This is a genomic window from Streptomyces sp. NPDC006544 (assembly GCF_040611715.1).
GTDB lineage: Bacteria > Actinomycetota > Actinomycetes > Streptomycetales > Streptomycetaceae > Streptomyces.
The window spans coordinates 55,907-74,641 of record NZ_JBEXOV010000004.1 but is presented as its reverse complement, the minus strand read 5'-3'; the positions used below and the strand labels follow the sequence as shown (position 1 = coordinate 74,641).

Annotated in this window: 17 protein-coding genes; 8 read left to right on the top strand and 9 right to left on the bottom strand. The window is 73.3% G+C overall.

What is annotated here, in order from left to right; all coding sequences use genetic code 11:
* Window positions 1–36: 36 nt before the first annotated feature.
* A complete protein-coding gene (locus ABZY44_RS03085) occupies window positions 37–495 on the bottom strand; it encodes an Lrp/AsnC family transcriptional regulator (RefSeq protein WP_356649815.1) in 459 nt (152 codons plus the stop codon).
* A 268-nt stretch (window positions 496–763) separates the two neighbouring features.
* Between ABZY44_RS03085 and ABZY44_RS03080 the strand changes: the two genes are divergently transcribed.
* Genes ABZY44_RS03080 through ABZY44_RS03070 form a run of 3 tightly spaced genes read left to right on the top strand, consistent with a single transcriptional unit; the run spans window position 764 to window position 3,236 of the window.
* The gene (locus tag ABZY44_RS03080) at window positions 764–1,696 is read left to right on the top strand and encodes a DMT family transporter (RefSeq protein ID WP_356649814.1); all 933 of its coding nucleotides are present in this window, start codon (window positions 764–766) and stop codon (window positions 1,694–1,696) included.
* Window positions 1,689–2,912, top strand: a complete 1,224-nt coding sequence (locus ABZY44_RS03075) for an aromatic amino acid transaminase (protein WP_356649813.1) — start codon at window positions 1,689–1,691, stop codon at window positions 2,910–2,912. The genes ABZY44_RS03080 and ABZY44_RS03075 overlap by 8 nt, the downstream gene beginning before the upstream one ends.
* Entirely contained in the window at window positions 2,913–3,236 is a 324-nt protein-coding gene (locus ABZY44_RS03070; protein WP_356649812.1) for a putative quinol monooxygenase, read from the top strand. It abuts the gene before it with no gap.
* A gap of 21 nt (window positions 3,237–3,257) precedes the next feature.
* Here the strand turns inward: ABZY44_RS03070 and ABZY44_RS03065 are convergent, their stop codons facing one another.
* From ABZY44_RS03065 to ABZY44_RS03045, 5 genes are all read right to left on the bottom strand, one after another.
* Window positions 3,258–4,343 (bottom strand): hypothetical protein, encoded by a 1,086-nt coding sequence (locus ABZY44_RS03065; protein WP_356649811.1) that lies wholly within the window; start codon window positions 4,341–4,343, stop codon window positions 3,258–3,260.
* Window positions 4,344–4,608: 265 nt separating this feature from the next.
* On the bottom strand, window positions 4,609–6,771 hold the full coding sequence (locus tag ABZY44_RS03060; protein ID WP_356649810.1) for an NAD-binding lipoprotein: 2,163 nt from the start codon (window positions 6,769–6,771) through the stop codon (window positions 4,609–4,611).
* 185 nt (window positions 6,772–6,956) lie between these two features.
* Window positions 6,957–7,580: a GPP34 family phosphoprotein gene (locus tag ABZY44_RS03055; protein WP_356649809.1), complete on the bottom strand. Its 624-nt coding sequence runs from the start codon at window positions 7,578–7,580 to the stop codon at window positions 6,957–6,959.
* A gap of 201 nt (window positions 7,581–7,781) precedes the next feature.
* On the bottom strand, window positions 7,782–8,150 hold the full coding sequence (locus tag ABZY44_RS03050) for a hypothetical protein (RefSeq protein ID WP_356649808.1): 369 nt from the start codon (window positions 8,148–8,150) through the stop codon (window positions 7,782–7,784).
* Window positions 8,151–8,486: 336 nt separating this feature from the next.
* A complete protein-coding gene (locus tag ABZY44_RS03045; protein WP_356649807.1) occupies window positions 8,487–9,875 on the bottom strand; it encodes an NAD(P)/FAD-dependent oxidoreductase in 1,389 nt (462 codons plus the stop codon).
* A 248-nt stretch (window positions 9,876–10,123) separates the two neighbouring features.
* Between ABZY44_RS03045 and ABZY44_RS03040 the strand changes: the two genes are divergently transcribed.
* Window positions 10,124–12,220 carry an MMPL family transporter gene (locus tag ABZY44_RS03040; RefSeq protein ID WP_356649806.1) on the top strand — a complete coding sequence of 699 codons (2,097 nt, stop codon included), beginning with the start codon at window positions 10,124–10,126 and terminating at the stop codon, window positions 12,218–12,220.
* A 33-nt stretch (window positions 12,221–12,253) separates the two neighbouring features.
* On the opposite strand, the gene ABZY44_RS03035 is transcribed toward ABZY44_RS03040, so the two are convergent.
* Entirely contained in the window at window positions 12,254–12,745 is a 492-nt protein-coding gene (locus ABZY44_RS03035; protein ID WP_356649805.1) for a MarR family transcriptional regulator, read from the bottom strand.
* Between the two features lie 251 nt (window positions 12,746–12,996).
* Between ABZY44_RS03035 and ABZY44_RS03030 the strand changes: the two genes are divergently transcribed.
* The gene (locus ABZY44_RS03030; RefSeq protein WP_356649804.1) at window positions 12,997–13,173 is read left to right on the top strand and encodes a CsbD family protein; all 177 of its coding nucleotides are present in this window, start codon (window positions 12,997–12,999) and stop codon (window positions 13,171–13,173) included.
* A gap of 126 nt (window positions 13,174–13,299) precedes the next feature.
* Here the strand turns inward: ABZY44_RS03030 and zwf are convergent, their stop codons facing one another.
* Window positions 13,300–14,760 (bottom strand): glucose-6-phosphate dehydrogenase, encoded by a 1,461-nt coding sequence (zwf, locus tag ABZY44_RS03025; RefSeq protein WP_356649803.1) that lies wholly within the window; start codon window positions 14,758–14,760, stop codon window positions 13,300–13,302.
* 232 nt (window positions 14,761–14,992) lie between these two features.
* Here zwf and ABZY44_RS03020 point away from each other — a divergent pair, with 232 nt between their 5' ends.
* The 3 genes from ABZY44_RS03020 to ABZY44_RS03010 are packed head-to-tail and all read left to right on the top strand — an operon-like array spanning window position 14,993 to window position 17,547.
* Window positions 14,993–15,898: a class II aldolase/adducin family protein gene (locus ABZY44_RS03020; RefSeq protein WP_356649802.1), complete on the top strand. Its 906-nt coding sequence runs from the start codon at window positions 14,993–14,995 to the stop codon at window positions 15,896–15,898.
* Between the two features lie 9 nt (window positions 15,899–15,907).
* Complete coding sequence (locus ABZY44_RS03015; RefSeq protein WP_356649801.1) at window positions 15,908–16,675, top strand: TetR/AcrR family transcriptional regulator; 768 nt, start codon at window positions 15,908–15,910, stop codon at window positions 16,673–16,675.
* The gene (locus ABZY44_RS03010; RefSeq protein ID WP_356649800.1) at window positions 16,672–17,547 is read left to right on the top strand and encodes an alpha/beta hydrolase; all 876 of its coding nucleotides are present in this window, start codon (window positions 16,672–16,674) and stop codon (window positions 17,545–17,547) included. The genes ABZY44_RS03015 and ABZY44_RS03010 overlap by 4 nt, the downstream gene beginning before the upstream one ends.
* Before the next feature lie 197 nt (window positions 17,548–17,744).
* Here the strand turns inward: ABZY44_RS03010 and ABZY44_RS03005 are convergent, their stop codons facing one another.
* Complete coding sequence (locus tag ABZY44_RS03005; protein ID WP_356649799.1) at window positions 17,745–18,521, bottom strand: CAP domain-containing protein; 777 nt, start codon at window positions 18,519–18,521, stop codon at window positions 17,745–17,747.
* Window positions 18,522–18,735 lie beyond the last annotated feature (214 nt).

Below are 18,735 nucleotides of genomic sequence, written 5' to 3'. Positions count from 1 at the left end.
ACCCGGCGAGACACGGCGGGACCCGGAAGAGACGGCTTAAGCGGGAGCCGGGTAGATCCTGGACTGCTTCACGCTGCCGTACGCGAAACTCGATTCGATCGAGGCGATCCCGGGAATGGCGTGGATCCGGTCGCGCACCAGGGCCTCGTACGCCTGGAGGCTTTCGATGACGACCCGGAGGAGGTAGTCGCTGCTTCCCGCCATCAGGTAGCAGTCCTGGATGTGCTCGATGAGCGCGACGTGCTCCTCGAACACCCTGACCGCCTCCCCCGTGTGGCGCTCCAGGCGGATCCGTACGAAGACGGTGATGGGGAGTCCGAAGCCGACCTGGTCGACCATCGCCGTGTAGCCGCGGATGAGACCCGCTTCCTCCAGCCGCCTCACCCGGCGCAGGCAGGGCGACGGGGAGAGCCTGACCCGGTCGGCGAGGTCCTGGTTGGACAGCCTTCCGTCGGCCTGCAGGGCCCGGATGATGTGCAGATCGACCGCGTCCACGGTCACTCCTCGGCGGTCGGCGACCGCTTGACGGTCATTCTTGGCAGATTCTGCCTCAAAGCTATGCCTGAAGGGCAGAACTGGCAATCGCCTGCCCCGGACGAAGCCCTAGCGTTGCCCCTGGCCGGATCCGGCCCCTGAGCTGGAGGACCTCTTGGTCACGACGAACACCGGGCCCGCGACGAGCCCCCCGCGGGACGGGGCCCCGGCGAGCCCCCCGCGGACCGGGGCGGCAGGCCTCGGCCGGCTCTCCCCCCAGGCGCTGGGGATGCCGGCGCTGCTCGTGACCGTGGCCATCTGGGCGGCCTTCGCGCTCAGCGCCCGGGCCTTGAGCGCCTCCTCCCTCCGGCCCGCCGACGCCGCCCTGCTGCGCTTCGGGGTCCCGGTCCTGGTCCTCGCGCCCGCACTGTGGCGCCGCCGCCGGCGCATCGCCGCAGTGCGCCCGGCCACCGCCGCCAAGATCGTCTGCGGCGCGGGCATCCCGTTCTTCCTCGCCGCGATGTACGGCGGCTCCCTGACCTCGGCGGCGTTCGTCGGATCGCTCATCCCCGGGATGGTCCCGCTCTTCGTCTGCGCGCTCATGATCGCCGGCGGCCGCGGCGCGCCCCGGGGGACGCAGGCGGCCGGGCTCGGTCTGATCGCCGTGGGCGTGGTCGCACTGGTGTGGCACCACGTCGTCCCGCTGGACACGGACGCCCTGGCCGGCGCCGGCATCCTCCTCGTCGCCAGCGGGCTGTGGGCCCTCTACACCGTCGGCCTGAAGGAGGTCGACCTGGACCCGGTCGGATCGATCGGGCTGCTGTGCCTGCCCTCCTTCGCGGTGATTGCGCTCCTGGTGCTGACCGGCGTGCTCCCCACCGGCCTGGCGTCCGCCGCCGGCTCCGACATCCTGTTGTTCCTGCTGGTGCAGGGCCTCGGGGTGGGCCTGTGCGCCGGACTGCTGTACGCGTTCGCCATCCGCAGGCTCGGTGCGGAACGCAGCTCCGTGATCGGGAGCCTCAGCCCCGTCGCCGTCGTCCTGCTCGCCGTCCCCCTGCTCGACGAGTCCCCGACGCTCGGCGTGCTCGTCGGCGTGCCCCTCATCACCGCCGGCGTCGTCCTCGCCAACCGGCGCCCCCGGCCGCGGTCCTCCCGGCCCCTCTCCGGTCCCCGGGCCGGCCACCACGCCCCTCCGCTCCCCAAGGGTCCCGCACATGCTTGAGCTCCTCCTTCCGCCGCCCGTGGACCCGCTCTGGGACCTGACCGCCGCGTTCGAGGCCGACGGCCGGGCCGAACGCCTGAACCTCGTCCTCGGCGTCTACCGCGACCACACGGGCGGCACTCCGGTCATGGCCGCCGTCCGCGAGGCCGAGATACGCCTGGCGGAACGCTCCGAGTCCAAGGAGTACCGCGGGCTCTCCGGCAACACCGCCTTCAACCGCGCGATGCTGTCGATGGTCCTGGGCTCCGGCGGCGCGGCGGACCGGGCCGTGGCGGTCCAGACCGTCGCGGGCAGCGGCGCGCTGCGACTGCTGGCCGATCTGATCTGCCGGACCCGCCCCGGCACCACGGTGTGGATCAGCGACCCCGCCTACGTCAACCACCAGCCCATCCTGGAGGCCGCCGGCCTGAAGGTGCGCACGTACCGGTGGATCGACGGGCACGGCCGGGCCGACACCGCGGGCATGCTGCACGACCTCGGGGCCGCCGGCCGTGACGACGTCGTGCTGCTCCAGGGGTGCTGCCACAACCCCACCGGAGTCGATCCGGACACGGCGACCTGGGAGGCGCTGGCCGCGCTCGCCGGGCGGGCCGGCTGGGTTCCGTTCGTCGACCTCGCCTACCACGGGCTCGGCGACGGCCTGGAAGCGGACCTGGCGGCGACGCGGATGCTCGCGGAGCGGGTACCGGAGATGCTCCTCGCCATCAGCTGCTCGAAGAACTTCGGCCTCTACAGCGACCGGACGGGCTGCGCCGTGGTGCTCGGCGCGTCCCGCCGGTCACTGCGGCACGCCGAGACGGCACTGCAGAACGCCGCCCGGACGCTGTACTCGATGCCGCCGGAGCACGGCGCCGCGGTGGTGACCGCCATCCTCGAGGACGACGGGCTGCGGGCCGCCTGGCGGGCCGAGCTGGACGTCATGCGGGAGCGGATCACTGCCAACCGGAGCGAGCTGAGCGCGCACCTGAACGCCCTGGGCTGGGGCGCTCAGGCGGACGTCCTGGCACGGCAGAAGGGGATGTTCTCGATGCTGCCGCTCACGCCGGAACAGATGCACGGGCTGCGCAGCCGGTTCGCCGTCTACGGGACCGCCTCGGGGCGGTTCAACGTCGCCGGGATCCCGGCGCACCGGATCCCCTGTCTCGCGCGGGGCATCGCCGGTGTCCTCGCCGAGGACCGGGAGCTCGTGTCCGCGGCCCGTGTCTACAATGAGTGAATGATCTTCATTGTGGTGAAGTTCCCCGTCAAGCGCGAGTACGTCGACCAGTGGCCCGAGAAGGTCGCGGCCTTCACCCGCGCCACCCGGGCCGAACCCGGCAACCTGTGGTTCGAGTGGTCCCGCAGCCTGGAGGAGCCGGACACCTACGTCCTGGTCGAGGCGTTCCAGGACGACGCCGCGGAGGCGCACGTCACCTCCGCGCACTTCCGCGCCGCCCTGGACACCATGCGCCCACTGGTCACCCGTACGCCCGAGATCGTCAGCACGACCATCGAAGGCGCGGCCGGCTGGAGCCGGATGGGCGAACTCCAGGTCGACTGAGCGCCGGTCCTCGCCGAGGGATCAGAAGAGCTTCCCGTAGTACTTGTTGATGTTGGGGAGTTTGCGCAGGGTCGCCTTGTCGGCGGGGTGGTGGGTGAGGAGGTAGCGGATCCGCGCCTCCAGGTCCGCGTCCTTCTCCTGCCGGAATCCGGCGAGCTTCAAGATCCCGCAGAACCTCGTGATGGTCGCGAGGTCGGCGTGGCCCGCGGCCCTGGGGCAGAGCGAGGCCCTCACTCCGGCCGTCCAGCCGGCGGGGAACGCGTCCTGCTTGCAGTCGACGTCGTCGAGGCCGGGCAGCCACGCGCTGCCGACCACGGTCGACGAGTGGACGTTCTGGCCGATCTTGGTCGACCCTCCGGGAACGGGGATGGTGCCGCGCGTGCTGAGGGTCGGCATCAGCGAGTCGACCCAGCCGGCGGTGCAGTACGAGGCGTCCCACGTGACGGCCCCGAAGGCCTGGCTGGCCGCGATCACGTTGATCAGGCCCTCCGGCCGGGTGAGGTCTCCGTCGAAGGTGTGCTCCCAGGTGCTGCTGCCCAGCGCGCTCAGAGCGGTGTATCCGCCGGCCTGCCCGCCGGGCACGACGCCGACGATGTGCTGGGCCGTCGCGTCGACGCCCCCCTTCTGTATCCAGCACTTCAGGGGGTGGTCGGCACTCGCGACGTAGAGCCGCCCGTGGGCGCCGACGCGGAACCGGGCGCCTTGCCCCTGGACCGTCCCGTGGACGACTGCCTTCTTGTACCGGAGTTCGCCGGCCTGCTCCGCGAAGAAGAGGGGACTGAAGGCGTCCCGGGGCTCGCCGAGGGCGATGGACGTGAGGCAGTGCGCGCCCGCCGACCGCAGCGTCTGGCGGACCAGCTTCGGCAAGGGCTGCGCGGGCGCCGGGAACACGGGCGAGCGGACGTCGAGCTGCGGGAAGGACACCTGCAGGGCCGCGCCGAAGGCCGCCTGCTCGTCGAGGAGTTCCAGGACCGACAGCAGACGCGCGTAGTGGTCGTTCCTCGTCATCGCCACGAGCTCGACGACGATCTTGTCCGTATCCGGCGCGTCTCCACCGAACCAGCGCAGCAGGCTCGGATAGGGAGCGGGAGGAGTGTGGGTGCTCATGTCGTCTCCTTGGTCGGACTCGGCCGGACTCAGACGAACTCAGACGAACTCACCAGGACGGGAGGGCTCTTGGGAGCGCAGGGTGCTCGCACCGCTCCGCTGTGCAGCCGGAATCACCGTACAGAGCGGTCCGTGGGCGCATCGCCCGATCCCCGAAATGGCGTGACGGGGGCGCGTGTTCGCAGTCGCTCCGGTGGGCGTGCAGGGGGCAGATCGACACCGTCCAGGCGACCCGTCCGGTGTCCCCGTGTGCCCCCCAAGGGCCCTAACCCGCCGAGACCGGTCGGGAACGGCCCCGTACGGGGTCGCCGTGCCCGGCGGGGTCGGCCGACACCACGATCACCTCGTCCTCGGAACTCCAGAGGTGACGGTCGGCCTTGTGGGGGTTGAGCCGCAGACCGTGGTCCGGTGACACGGTGCGCCGCTCGTGCAGCCGGTACCCGATGGCGCATTCCCCGCGCGCGCGGGCCGCGGCGACGACGGTGGCGAAGCTCGCCTCGCTGCCCGGGCGTACGTACGCCCCCGCCGGACACAGCCGCACCGTGCTGCCCTCGGCGGAGAACAGCTCGTCGAACACGGGCGCGAGGTGCCGGTTCTGGGCGATCTGCGCCATGAGCAGTCCGGTCAGGTTGCCGCTGACGATGACGTCGGAGCCGGGGTCCACGGGCGCCAGGGGCCGGTTGCGGTCGTCGGTGAGTTCGGTGACCACGCGCAGCTTCCGGGCGGTGCGCTCTTCCAGCAGGCGCAGTCCCAGCAGGGTGACGAGCGTCCAGTCGTCGGGGCGGTCGGGACCCGCGCCCGGTTCGGGGCCGAGGACGACCAGGCCGTCGTACCGGGAGAGGTCGAGGCCCAGCAGCGTCTCGGGGCGTGACAGGGGCGCGGACCGGAAGCGCACGGCCAGGGGCGGCGCAGCCGTCGCACCGGCCGCCGGGCCGTGACCCGGCTCCCACGTCGTTTCATGTCCCGGCTCCCACGTCGTTTCGTGTCCCGGTTCCCGCGTCGTTTCGTGTCCCGGTTCCCGCGTCGTTTCGTGTCCCGGTTCCCGCGTCGTTTCGTGTCCCGGTTCCCGCGCCGTCGCGTGACCCGGCTCCCGCTCCGGGGACGGCGGCGGCTCCGGCGCCCTGGGGCCGGGCACGGTGAGATCCGTGACCACGTCGAGCACCGAACCCGGCCGGGCCGTCCGGCGCAGCTGCCCGACCACGAGGGGAGCACGCCGGTTCCATCCGAGCAGCAGCAGCCGCGACGCCTCCTCGGGCGGCGGCGGGGCCGTGCTGACCGCCGACGGATCGACGAGGTGTTCGCAGTCCTCCGGCCGCGCCGAGTCCTCGTCACGGGACAGGACGATCAGGCGGCTCCCCGGCTCGACGAGGGCCCCGGCCGACGGGCTCAGCACCGTACGGCCCTCCGGGGTGAGCAGCCCGACCACGCAGGAGTCCGCGTAGCCCAGCAACGCCGCGCCGAAGGGGCCGCCGTGGAACCGGGTCGCGTCGACGACGTGGAACTCGTCCCCGGCGAAGTCGAGCAGGTCCCGCAGGACGAGGGAGAGGCCGGGGCGGCCCACGCACTGGGCGATCAGGCGGGCCGTGACGGTGTCGGTCCGCAGGACCGTACCGCGCGGGCCGGCGGCGATCCGCGCCGGTGCGTGGTACCGGTCCTCGCGGACCGCGGCCAGCACCGGCGGCCCGTCCGCGCCCGTGCCGAGGACCGCGCGCAGCGCCAGCAGGATCCGCAGCACCTCCGCGTCCGCGTCCGGTTCCCCCGAGGACAGCACCAGTACCGTGCTCGCCGTCTGCGGGCTGACCAGGGCGAGTACACCGGGATCACTCGCGGGCCCGCTCCGGCAGATGACACGGGTCCGTCCGCCACGTCCGGTGCGCGGACCCATCCGCGCGGTGAGTGCCCGCTCCATCTCGGTCTTGTCCTGATCGGCGAGCAGCACGATGGCCCGGGGCCGGTCAGGGGCCTGGGCCGCGGCCAGCTCGCTCACCACCGTGCCCGCCTGGTCCGACCAGCCGAGCACCACGACGTGCCCCTGCTCCAGGACGGTCGACCGACCGCGGCTCAACTCGGCCATCCGGTCGGCCAGTCCCGTGGTGATCACCCCGACCAGCGTCGACACGCACAGCAGGGCCACCAGCCCGAGCAGTGCCGCGAGCGCCATGCGCAGCGGCGTTCCGGTCACGGCGCCCAGGCGCAGCGTCTCGGCGCTGGTCCGCCAGGCGGCCGTGAGCCGGCCCGACAGCGACCGCGGCGAGCCGGGGTCCGTCCAGACGAGCACGGTGCTCACGGGGACGACGACGGCCAGGCAGGTGATCACCAGCCAGCCCATCAGGGTCCCGGTGCTGCGGGCCAGCGTCCGGTCGAACCGATAGCCGGCCCGGTCCCGCAACGAAGCCCGCCGCCGCCCCTCAGGTCGACCCGCGTCCATCCGACCCCACCCCGCTTCCCGCCCCTGCCGCATCCCCCTGCGCGGTATCCGCCTCGCTGCACAGTGCGGTGTGCGGCGCCGCTCCGCGCCCTTTTTCAGGGCTGATTCACCCTTTCGGGCGGGTACGGGGTGCTCGCGCGCGGCGGGGCGGGGCCGTTACGGCAGCGCGGGTCGGGGCCGGCGGGTCACGGCCCGCGCCAGACGTTGGAGAACGCGGCCTTCTCGATGGACCGCCTCTGGCGTACGGCTTCCAGTTCCATCACGGCGTCGTTGACCACGGCCAGCACCGTCGTCACCGCCTTGTCGTCCGGGGACGGGTCGCCGTCGGGGTCCGGCGCGTCCGCGGGCCGGCCGCGTTCGATGCCCACGGCGGCGGTGAGCGCGCCGATCACGGGCTCGTCCGCTTCCAGGCGGCTGAGCGCCTGTCGGCGGGCGGGCGAGTCGACCAGTTCCATGCGTGAGGCCCCGAAGGGCAGCCGGCCGCGTCGTTCGCTCGTCAGCTGGCCGTCCTCCTCGAGGGCGCGCTGGTAGGCGGCCGAGAGGTCGCGGCCCCGGCGCCACAGCCAGTCCTCCACCCGCTCGTACGGCGGCTGGCGGGTGAGCGCCGCCGCCGCCTCGTCGAGGAGGTGGTCGTCCTGCGCCGGCTGCGTGCCCGGCACGATGCGGTCGCCGTCCAGGGCGACGGCCCGCGTACCGAGCAGGTCGATCAGCTCGGCGCCCGCGAGGGCGAGCGACAGGTCCCCCTGCCCGACGGAACGGGCGGCCTGCGGGTCCATGGCGATGATGAACAGGTCCTTCGCCGTGGTCATGGACGGCTCCCCTCGCAGTCATCGGAAAAGCGCGCTGCCGCTGCGGGCGGCCCGGGGCCTCCCGTACGCGAACCCCAGTATCACCGCTCGCCCGACGCGGCGGCAGCGACGCCCCGTCGTCGACATCCGGCCCGCCCCGGTCCCACCCGGTCGACCCCGTCGACCCGCTCGGCCACCCGGAGGGGCGGCCGAGCGGACGGATCAGGAAACGCGCTTGAGCGTCCAGGCGTTGTTGTTGAAGCTGGGGTTGGACGTGTAGACGCAGCTGCTGCTGTAGTACGAGGCGGTCTGGACCCAGCCGAAGGGCTGGTACGTGGAACCGCAGGCCTGGACCACGGTGCCGACGGGCAGCCCCGTGAGCTGCTTTATCTGCTTGATGTTCGGGCTGAAGCTCTGTGTGCCGCAGCTGATGCTGTTGCCCCAGCTGACGTCGACGAAGCCGGTCGGGGTGACGACGCTCGCGCACGAGGTGGTCACGTCGCCGGGAGCGGCGTGCGCGGGCGCGGCGGTCAGGGCGAACATCGCCGCTGCGCCGGCGAGGGCCATGCACGTGGTGCGAAAGCGAGTCATGTGACGGCTCCTTGTGGTCGTGTACGGCCGGTCAGGCCGCGAAGCCATTACTACGGGTCGCCGCTCGGTTTCAGATAGCGAGTTCCAAGCCTAAAGATCAACGGGGGTCCGCCGGGCCCCGCACGAGGCCCCCTGCCGGGCGGGGTGCGTGCATGGCGCGGGCCGCACGCCGCCCGCCGCACGGGCCACCACCCGGTGCCACGCGTGGTCCGACCGCTACCCCGCGGACCGTCCGTCCGCGGTTCCGGGCCGGTCGGCGTCCGCACGGTCATCCCCAGCCGTGCCTGCGCGCCTGCCTTCGGGCGGCCTCGTGCGCGATCAGCCACTCGTCACTCGTCACATCGGAGGGCCTTGCGCCCGGGTCGCCCCCGGCACCCGGGCCTCCTCGGGCCGCAGATCGGCGAGTACCTCTCGCGCCGCCCGGGTCCCGGAGGCGAGGGCGCCCTGCAGCGAGCCCGTCGCCCGGTGGTCCCCGCAGACGTAGCGGCCCGGGGCGAACCGGGTGGTCCGGGACAGCGCCCGCGACGGGAGCATGGCGGGAAGCGCGTCGCGGACGGTGACGCGGTGGACGGGCTGCCAGTTCGAGGTGTCCGCGCCGTACACCTCGCCGAGCGCGGCGAGGACCGCTGCCTCCTCCGCCGGGCCGGGCGCGCCGAGTACGGAGGTCGACACGAGCGAGCGGCCGTCCGCGGCGTACCCGCGGTGGAGTTCGGTGAGCACGCAGGTGTTCAGGAAGCGGCGCCGGGCGTCGATCACGAGTGTCGGTTCCGTGAGGGGCGAGCGCTCCACCGCGTGGTAGAGGGTGGTGACGGTACGCATGGAGCGATCGGGGTCGAGCCCGGGGAGGAGCCGTGCCGCGGCCGCCGACCCGGTGGCCACGACGACCGCGCGCGCGGTCAGCTCCCCGGCGCCCTTGAGCGCCACGCCGCCGGTGGTCAGCGAGGTGACCGGGCTGCCGGTGCTGAGGACGCCGCGGGGAAGGCCCGAGGCGAGCTGCTCGGGGACGGCGCCGATCCCGTGCGCGGGCAGGCACAGCGTGCCGCGCAGCATGCTGCGCCAGATCAGGTGGAAGTAGCGCGCCGAGGTGTCGAGTTGGTCCTCCAGGAAGATCCCCGACAGGAAGGGCCGGAAGAAGGTCTCCACGGCCCGGGTCGAGAAGCCCGCGGCGGCCAGGGCGGTCCGGGTGGTGGTGTCGGGCCGGGTGCGCGGGCGGACGGCCGGCCCGAACATGTCACGGGCGGAGAGCAGGCCCAGGGCCGCGAGGTCGCGGGCCGAGAACAGCCCGCCGGGCAGCATGTCGCGGCTCGGGCCGGGGCGGCGCGTGGGATCGGTGATCCGGCGCAGCCTGCCGTCGGTGTGCACCAGCAGACCGGGGGTGAAGGCCCGCAGTCGCAGCGCGCGGAGGTCGATACGGCGTTTGACCTGGGGGTAGGAGGTGTTGAACACCTGGAAGCCCCGGTCGGTGGTGAACCCCGCGACGTGGTCGGTCCGCATCCGGCCGCCCACGGTGTCATCGGACTCCAGCAGTCGGACCCTCAGTCCGGCGGCGACGAGGTCCTTGGTGCAGGCGAGGCCGGCGACGCCCGCGCCGACGACCACGACGTCGGCTTGCGCACCCCCGTCCGCCCCGGGACCGCTCCCGCCCGCGACCTCGTCGCGCCTGCCCGTCGTCCGCATGGCTGCCGTCCACTCCTCGCCGGGCCGGGTCGTGCTCGGACGTTCCACGTTACGTCGGGCTCCGCCGACTCCCGGTGGGGCGCGCCGCCCCCGGTCGCCCCGCGCCACGGCCGTGATCCGGCCCGGAGCGCCGTGCATCCGAGGGCTGCCCGCGCCCTGAAGAGACACCGAGGGTCCCTGCGGGGGAAGGGGTGGAAACGGCAGGTGCGGAAAGACGGTGGTGACGGACGGCCCGGCCCCACATATCTTGACCATCGAGATACTTGCCCATCGATATATTCAGCACCAGGAGCACCATGTCCCCCACACCCCGGCTCGCCCGTTGGCTCGTGCCGGTCCTCCTGCTCGTCGCCTGGCTCGGCGTCGGCGGCGTACTGGGCCCCTACGCCGGCAAGCTCGGCGAGGTCGCGACCAACGACCAGGCCTCCTTCCTGCCGAGGAGCGCCGAGTCCACGAAGGTGGCCCAGGCGCAGAAGGCCTTCCGCGGGGAGGAGATCCTCCCCGCGATCGTGGTCTGGACGGGCGTCGGATCCGGTCCGCTCACCGCGGCGCAGGAGGAAGGGGCGGCAGCGTCCCTCGTCCCGCTGAAGGAACGGCCCGAATCCGCCGGCGCCGCTTCTCCCGTGCTGCGGTCCGAGGACGGCAGGGCGCTGCAGGCCGTCGTGCCGCTGCGCCCGGACCTCGCGGACGAACTGCCGGCGGCGCTGGACCGGATCCGCGACGCGGCCTCCGGAGCCGACGGGACCCGGGTCCAGGTGACCGGGCCGGCCGCCACGCAGGCGGACCTGTCCGACGCGTTCGCCGGGATCGACGGCCTGCTCGTCGGGGTGGCGCTGGCCACCGTGCTCGTCATCCTGCTGCTCGTCTACCGGAGCGTGCTGCTTCCCCTGTTGATCATCCTCGGTTCGGTGTTCGCCCTCGGGGCGGCCTGCGCCGTCGTCTACGCGCTGGCGGACGCCGGCCTCGTCCGCGTGGACGGGCAGGTGCAGGGGATCCTCTCGATCCTGGTGATCGGGGCCGCGACCGACTACGCCCTGCTCCTGACCGCGCGCTTCCGCGAGGAGCTGGGTCGCGCGGGGGAAGCCCACGGAGGCGACCGGTTCCGGGCGATGCGGGCCGCGCTGCGCCGGTCGGCGGGACCGATCACCGCCAGCGCCGGAACCGTGGCGCTGGGACTGCTGGCCCTCTTCCTCAGCGACCTGACCAACAACCGCGCGCTGGGTCCGGTCGGCGCGATCGGCATCGTCTGCGCCCTCGTCAGCGCGCTGACCTTCCTGCCCGCCGCGCTGGTCCTGCTGGGCCGGGCGGCCTACTGGCCGGCCAAGGTACGTACGAAGGACGTCTCGCGGGGAGTCTGGGCGCGGACCGCCGCGCTCGTCGAGCGGGCCCCGCGCAAGGTGTGGGGACTGGCGCTGGCCGCGCTGCTCGCCTGCTCGGCCTTCGCGCCCACCCTCCACTCGGGCGGTGTGCCCCTCGACGAGATCTTCGTCAACGAGGCCCCTTCGGTGGCGGGGCAGAAGGAGCTGAGCCGCCACTTCCCCGGCGGCTCGGGCAACCCCGCCGTGGTCATCGCGGACGCGGACCGGCTGGAGCGCGTCCGCGCGGCCGTCGGCAGGACCGAGGGCGTCGCCTCCGTCTCGGTGGCCGGCGCGAGGGGCTCGGCCCCCGGCACCCCCCTGGTCGTGGACGGGCGGGTGCGGATCGACGCCACCCTGAAGGATCCGGCCGACACGGCGGCGGCCAAGGCGACCGTGGCACGGCTGCGCACGGCGGTCCACGCGGTGCCGGAGGCCGAGGCCTTGGTGGGCGGCTACACCGCCCAGGCCTACGACACGCAGCGGACCGCCGAGCGGGACCGTGCGCTCATCGTGCCGGTCGTCCTGGCCATCATCCTGATCATCCTCGTCGGGCTGCTGCGCTCGCTCGTGATGCCACTGCTGCTGGTCGCCACGGTCGCCCTCAACTTCTTCGCGACGCTGGGGGTTTCGGCGCTGGTGTTCCGGCACGTCTTCGGGTTCAGCGGTACGGACTCCTCGGTCCCGCTCTACGGATTCGTGTTCCTGGTGGCCCTGGGCGTCGACTACAACATCTTCCTGATGTCGCGGGTACGGGAGGAGTCGCTGCGCCACGGCGTCCGGGAAGGGGTGACGCGGGGTCTGACGGCGACCGGCGGCGTCATCACCTCGGCGGGTGTCGTGCTCGCGGCCACCTTCGCGGCCCTCGGCGTCATTCCGTTGGCGTTCCTGGTGCAGATCGCCTTCATCGTGGCCTTCGGCGTCCTGATGGACACGCTGCTGGTGCGCTCCCTGCTGGTGCCGGCGCTGGTCCTGGACATCGGACCGAAGGCCTGGTGGCCGGGGCGGCTGAGCCGGACGGCGCAGACGGCGCGCTGACGGCGCTCCCCCGGCCGGCCGGGGCGGCGCCGGTCATCCGTCCGCGGAGAACTCCTTGCCGAGCAGGGCCAGGAAACGCAGCGCGGCTGCCGCGTCGTCCTCGCCGGCCCCTTCCAGGGCGCGCTGGGTGGCCCGGGCCAGGAAACGGAAGTGCTCGGAGGCGACCTTGCGGGCGGTGGGCTCGTAGTAGAGGTGCACGACGCGCCGGTCCGCGGAGTCGCGGACGCGGCGTACGTGTCCCGCCTTCTCCAGCCGGTCCAGGCACGCGGTGACGGACCCGGAGGTGAGGCCGAGGTGCTGGCCGAGCCGTCCCGGGGTCAGGGGGGCCTGAGCGTCGAGGATGGCGCCGAGGGCCTGGACGTCGGTGGCGTGCAGGCCGTGCTCACCGGCGAAGCGATGGACCAGCGCGTTCATCTCTCCGTTGACCCGCCGCAGGTGGCGGGCCATTTCCATGAGGCGCGCGTCGGCGGCCGCGGGCCGCTCGGCGCTGGTTTCGTCGTTTCCTCGCCGGTCGCTCGCCTCCACCCGCACAGACTAACCCGGGCGGCGCCCACCCCCGCCACGCCGGCCCGGGTCCGGTCGGCGGCCGTGTGCCGGAGGCGCCCGCACGGCCCGCATCCGAACGGGTGACCGGTACGGCGCGAGCCGGAGCGGGACAACGGGACCGACCCGTATGCCCACCGGCTCGGACGGTCGCGCTCCCGTCCCGACGGGCGGAATCTCCCGTTGCCTCCTAGATTGGCAGGGTCGTTGGTTCCCCCACGTGAGAGGCAGACATGGCTGACCAGGGTGGCATGGACAAGATCAAGGGCAAGGCGAAGGAAGCGGTCGGCAAGGCGACCGGCAACGACCGGATGAAGGCCGAAGGCAAGATGGACCAGGCCAAGGGCAAGGCGAAGGAAGCCGTGTCCGACGCCTCGGAGTCGCTCCGCAAGAAGCGCGACGAGCACTGAGCCGTAGAACCGCGCGACAGAAGGGCCCGTTCACGGAACGGGCCCTTCTGCCGTGACCGATGCGGCTCCCGTCGGGCGGCCGGGCCGTGAAGGGGCGGGCCCCCGCGCAGAACCGTGAGAACCGGCCTATGAAGGGGCCGGCCCCCCGTCGGGCAGATGCCAGCGGTACGGCGCGACGAGGGCGTCGACGGCGTCCGGTCCCCAGCTGCCGGGGGCGTACGGCCGCACCGGTGGTGGGGCGTCGAGCAGCGGGGCCGCCACCTCCCAGAGCCGTTCGACGCCGTCGGAGCGCGTGAAGAGGGACTGGTTGCCTCGCATGGCCTCCAGCAGGAGGTGCTCGTACCCCTCCAGGAAGTTCTGTGCGGCGAACGAGGTGCGGTAGTTGAAGACCATGTCGCCTTCGGCCAACCTCATCGACGGCCCCGGCTCCTTGACCAGGAAGCGGGCACTGACGGAGCCGGGGTCGTCGAAGTCGATGACGAGCTCGTTGCTCCGGCCGTCCGCGGCGGCCCGCGCGTCCAGCGGGAACATCCGCAGGGCCGGCTCGCGCAGGCCGAGCGTGACCACGTGCCGGCCCTCGGCCAGGGCCTTGCCCGTGCGCAGGTGGAACGGCACGCCCGCCCAGCGCCAGTTGTCGATCTCGACCCGTAGCGCCACGAACGTCTCGGTGTCCGACGCCGGATCCACCCCCTGCTCCTCGCGGTAGCCGGTGTACTGGCCGCGAACGACGTGCGCCGGGTCGAGCGCGCGCATGCTGTGGAACACCTTGACCTGCTCGTCGCGGAGCGAGCCCGCCTCCAGCGCGACCGGCGGTTCCATCGCGATGAACCCGAGCAGTTGGAACAGGTGCGTGACGACCATGTCGCGGAAGGTTCCGGTGCCTTCGAAGAAGCGGGCGCGGCCCTGGATGTCGATGTGCTCGGGCACGTCGATCTGTACGTGGGTGATGTGATCGCGGTTCCACAGCGGCTCGAAGAACCCGTTGGCGAAGCGGAGCGCCAGGACGTTGTCGACGGATTCCTTCCCGAGGAAATGGTCGATCCTGAACACCCGGGACTCGTCGAAGACGGCGTGGATGGCGGCGTTGAGCTGGCGAGCGGACGCGAGGTCGGTGCCGAAGGGCTTCTCGACGATGACCCGGCCGTCGCCCGCGAGTCCCGTTGCGCCGAGCAGCTCGATCATCGAGGTGAAGGCGACGGGGGGCACCGCGAGGTGGAAGAGCCGGCGCGGCCGGCCCCCGAGAGCCGTCTCCGCCTCGCCCACCGCTGCGATCAGGGGGTCCGCCGCCCCCGTGTCGGCCGCGCCGAAGGAAAGGCCGGCCGCGAACGCCTCCCAGGCCGGGCCCTCCGGTGGCGAGCAGCCGAACTCGGCCACGGCCTGCCGGGCGTGGGTCCGGAACTGCTCGTCGGTGAGGGCCTCCGTGGCCGGCGCGGTCCCGACGATGCGGTAGCGCGACGGCATCAGCCCCGCCCGGGCCAGGTGGAAGAGCCCGGGCAGCAGCTTGCGCCGGGCCAGGTCTCCGGTGGCTCCGAACAGGACGATGACGTGGTCGGCGGGTGGCTCGGGAGACTGGGCGGGCTGGGCCATCGGGCATCCTCACTCGTCCGCGCGCCTGAGCGCTGTACCGGCACGGCCCCGGCTCCGCGTGTGTCACCGCGACCCCGGCGGCGGCGGCCGTGCGTCCTCGGACTCACTCTGCGCGCCCTCGGCCGATCCGGCACCCCGGGCCCAGAGCTCCGGACGACCGGGTCCTTGCCCTATGCGTCCGATGGACCCATCATATGAGTCCATCGGACGCATAGGGGAGTGAGGCGGGGGCATGGACACGAGTACGCAGGGGCACCACGGGACGGACCCGAGGACGGACCCGAGGACGGACCCGAGGACGGATCCGGCGACGGGAGCCGCTTCCGGGGGCGCGCACGGCGAAGGGCTGCGGGGCAGCGCTTTCCTTCCGCGGCAGGAGAACCTCGAGCTGCCCCTGCCGCCCGTCTTCACCGACGGCGCGCAGGAGCGCGAGCACCGCAAGCAGCGCCTCGCCGGCGCCTGCCGCCTCTTCGGCCGGCTCGGCTTCTCCGAAGGGGTCGCGGGACACATCACCGTGCGGGACCCCGAGCACCCGGACATGTTCTGGGTCAATCCCTTCGGCATGTCCTTCCGGCACGTCCGGGTCTCCGACCTGATCCTCGTCGACCACGAAGGACACGTACGCCACGGCAGGCGGCCGGTCAACCGGGCCGGATTCGTGATCCATTCGGCCATCCACGCCGCCCGCCCCGACGTGGTCGCCGCCTGCCACGCCCACGCGGTGCACGGGAAGGCCTTCTCGAGCCTGGGGCGCCTGCTGGACCCGATCACACAGGACGCGTGCGCCCTGTACGAGCAGCACGCCGTCCACCGGGACGGCGCCGGCGCCGTGGTGGTCGACGAGGAGGCCGGCCGGCAGCTCGCCGCGGGGCTGGGGCCCCACAAGGCCGTCATCCACCAGAACCACGGCATCTTCACCGTCGGCGAATCGGTCGACGAGGCGGCCTGGTGGTTCCTCTCCATGGAACGCAGCGCCCAGGCACAGCTGATGGCGGAGGCGGCGGGCACTCCGCACCTGATCGATCCCGAGGCCGCACGGCACACCCGCGACCAGACGGGCTTCGCCCTCGCCGGCTGGTTCTCCTTCCAGCCCCTCTGGGACGAGATCGTCCGCACGGAACCCGACCTCTTCGAGTAGGCGGAACTCATGACACCCCACCCCCACACGGAAGCCGGCACCGAAGCCGCGGCCGGCGCGGAAGTCGAAGCCGCCGAGCCCGGGTCGCCCGCCTGGTGGCAGGCCCGGTACGCCGAACGGGACCGGCGCAGGCCACGTCAGGGCGGCCTGACGCTCGGCCGGATCACGGCGGGCGCGCTCGAACTCGCCGACGGCGAGGGCCTGGACGCGCTCACGATGCGCCGGCTCGGCGACCACCTCCGCGTGCGCCACACGTCGCTCTACCGGCACGTCGCCAGCCGGGAGGAGCTGCTGATCGCCACCGTCGACCACATGCTGGGTGAGATCCGCCTGCCCGAGCTCGACGGGGACTGGCGGGCCGGCCTGGACGGCGGGGCCCGGGAGTTCCGCCGCGTCCTCGCGGCGCACCCGGCGGTCGTACCCCTGCTCACCACCGGCCAGTTGCTGGGGCCCAACGCCCTGCGAGCGCGCGAGCACGCCCTCGCCCAGCTCCTCGCCCACGGGTGGTCGCCGCGATCGGCCGTCCACGTCTACCTGACGGTCACCCACTTCGTGATCGGCGCCGCCGTGCTCGACTCCGGTGGCGCGGCACGGACCGCCGGTCAGCGGGCCGCGATGGCCGAGCTGTTCACCTCCCTCTCCCCCCGCACCCACCCGGTGGTCCACCGCCATGCCGGGTTGCTCAACTCGCTCGACTCCGAGGCCGAGTTCGAATTCGGCCTGCGCACGCTCCTGTACGGGCTGGGTCATCTGCACGCCGAGGAGGAACCGGCATGAGCGGCGGGCGCGTCCTGCCGCCGCTGCGGCACTGGACCGAGGGCGGCACGGCCCTGCGGATCGGCGGTCACTCGGTCTTCGTCCGCCGGGACGGGCCCGCCGGCGGCGCGCCCGTCACCCTCCTCCACGGCTTCCCGACCTCCTCCCACGACTGGGCCGCCGTCGTGCCGGCGCTCGGCGCGGCCGGCCTGCGGGTCACCACGCTGGACCTGCTCGGCTTCGGGGAGAGCGACAAGCCCCGCCGCCACCGCTACTCGGTGCTCGAACAGGCCTCGCTGGTCGAGGAGGTGTGGCGCCGGCACGGGACCGGCGACACCGCCCTGGTAGCGCACGACTACGGGGTGAGCGTGGGACAGGAGCTGCTGGCCCGGAACCCGGCGCGGATCACGCGCATGGGGTGGCTCAACGGCGGCCTCTACCCCGATCTGCACCGTCCCGTGCGGATCCAGCGGCTGCTGCACGGCCCGCTGGGGCCGCTGCTGGCGCCCCTCACCACGGAGCGGCGGTTCGCGGCGTCCCTGCGCGCCGTATGCGGACGGCCGGTCCACGACGAGGACGTGCGCGACCTGTGGGCGGCCGCGTCACGCGCCGGCGGCCACCTCCTCGCCCCGCGCCTGCTGCGCTACATCGACGAGCGCCGTCGGCACGCCGCGCGCTGGACCTCGGCCCTGGAGGACTTCGGCGGGCCCGCGCTGTTCGTGTGGGGGCCCGCCGACCCGATCAGCGGGGCCCATGTCCTTCCCCGCATCCGGGAGCGGGTGCCGCGGGCCCAGGTCGTGGAGCTCACGGGCCCCCCGGCCGTCGGTCACTGCCCCCAGCTGGAGGATCCCGAGGCGGTCGCGGCAGCGCTCACGGCGTTCCTGGCACCCTGAGACGGACGCGCGGGACCGCCCCGCCCGGGGGTGCGGCGCCGCCGGACGGCGCGTCGGCCGGGCAGGCGGGAGGGCAGGCGGGCAGGCGGGCAGGCGGGCAGGCGGGCAGGCGGGCAGGCGACGTACGGACGACGGGGCGGGACGACCGGAAACCGGCCGCCCCGCCCCGTCGTACGCCCTCTGCCGGTGCGGCGGGGTCAGCCCGTCGCGCCGAAGTCCTGCGTCCAGTACTGGCCCGGTTGCGCGAGGCCGATGCCGATCTCCTTGTAGGAGCAGTCGAGTATGTTCCGCTTGTGGCCGGGACTGTTCATCCAGCCCTCCATGACCTTCGCGGGCGTGCTGTAGCCGTAGGCGACGTTCTCGCCGTACGTCCGCCACTCGTACCCGGCGCGGGTGATGCGCTGGCCCGGGTCGGAGCCGTCGGAGCCGGTGTGGGACATGTTGCTGTGAGCGGCCATGTCCGCGCTGTGGTCCTGGGCGGCCTTCGTCAGCTTCGCGTTGACGGTGAGCGCCGGGCACCCGGCGGCGGCGCGCTCCGTGTTGACGAGGGCGAGGACCTCGGCCTGGGCTCCGGTAGGCGCCTGGGAGGCCTCCGGAGCGGCAGGCCCGGTCGAGGCGGCAGGCCCGGCGGGCGGCTCCGCCGGCTGCGGCTCCTGAGGCTCCTGGGGCTCTTGGGGCATCGCCGGCGGCGTGGTCCCGGCGACCGGCTGCGCGGGCGGTTCCGCGGGTTCGACCGGGGCCGCGTCGGGGGCGTCGTCGGTCTGCGCCGGGGTCTCCACCGGCGATTGCGAGCCGGGGCCGCCGGTGGGCGCGCCCTGCCAGTACCGGCCCTCGTGCCGGGTTTCGGCGGCTCGGGCGGGGCCGCTGTCCTGCGGGCCCAGGCACGCCATGGCGGCGGTGGGCACGCCCACGATCGCCAGGGCACCGACGGCGACGGCTATTTTCCTGTGTGTCTTCTTACGGTGCTTCCTCATGCGTGACCTCACTCGGTGATCGCAAAGCTTCCGGCGCCGGACCGCGAGGGCGCCGGAGGAGCCGCCATTCTTAGAAGCCGGGCGAGGGCCTGGCAAGGCGCCTTGGCGAAGACGCCCGGGAGTTCCGGGGCCGGCCTTGAATCGGCCGCAAGATCGTGCATGCGCGCGCCGCACCCCCTCCGGCACCCCACTGACACACGGCCAGGACCGCGTC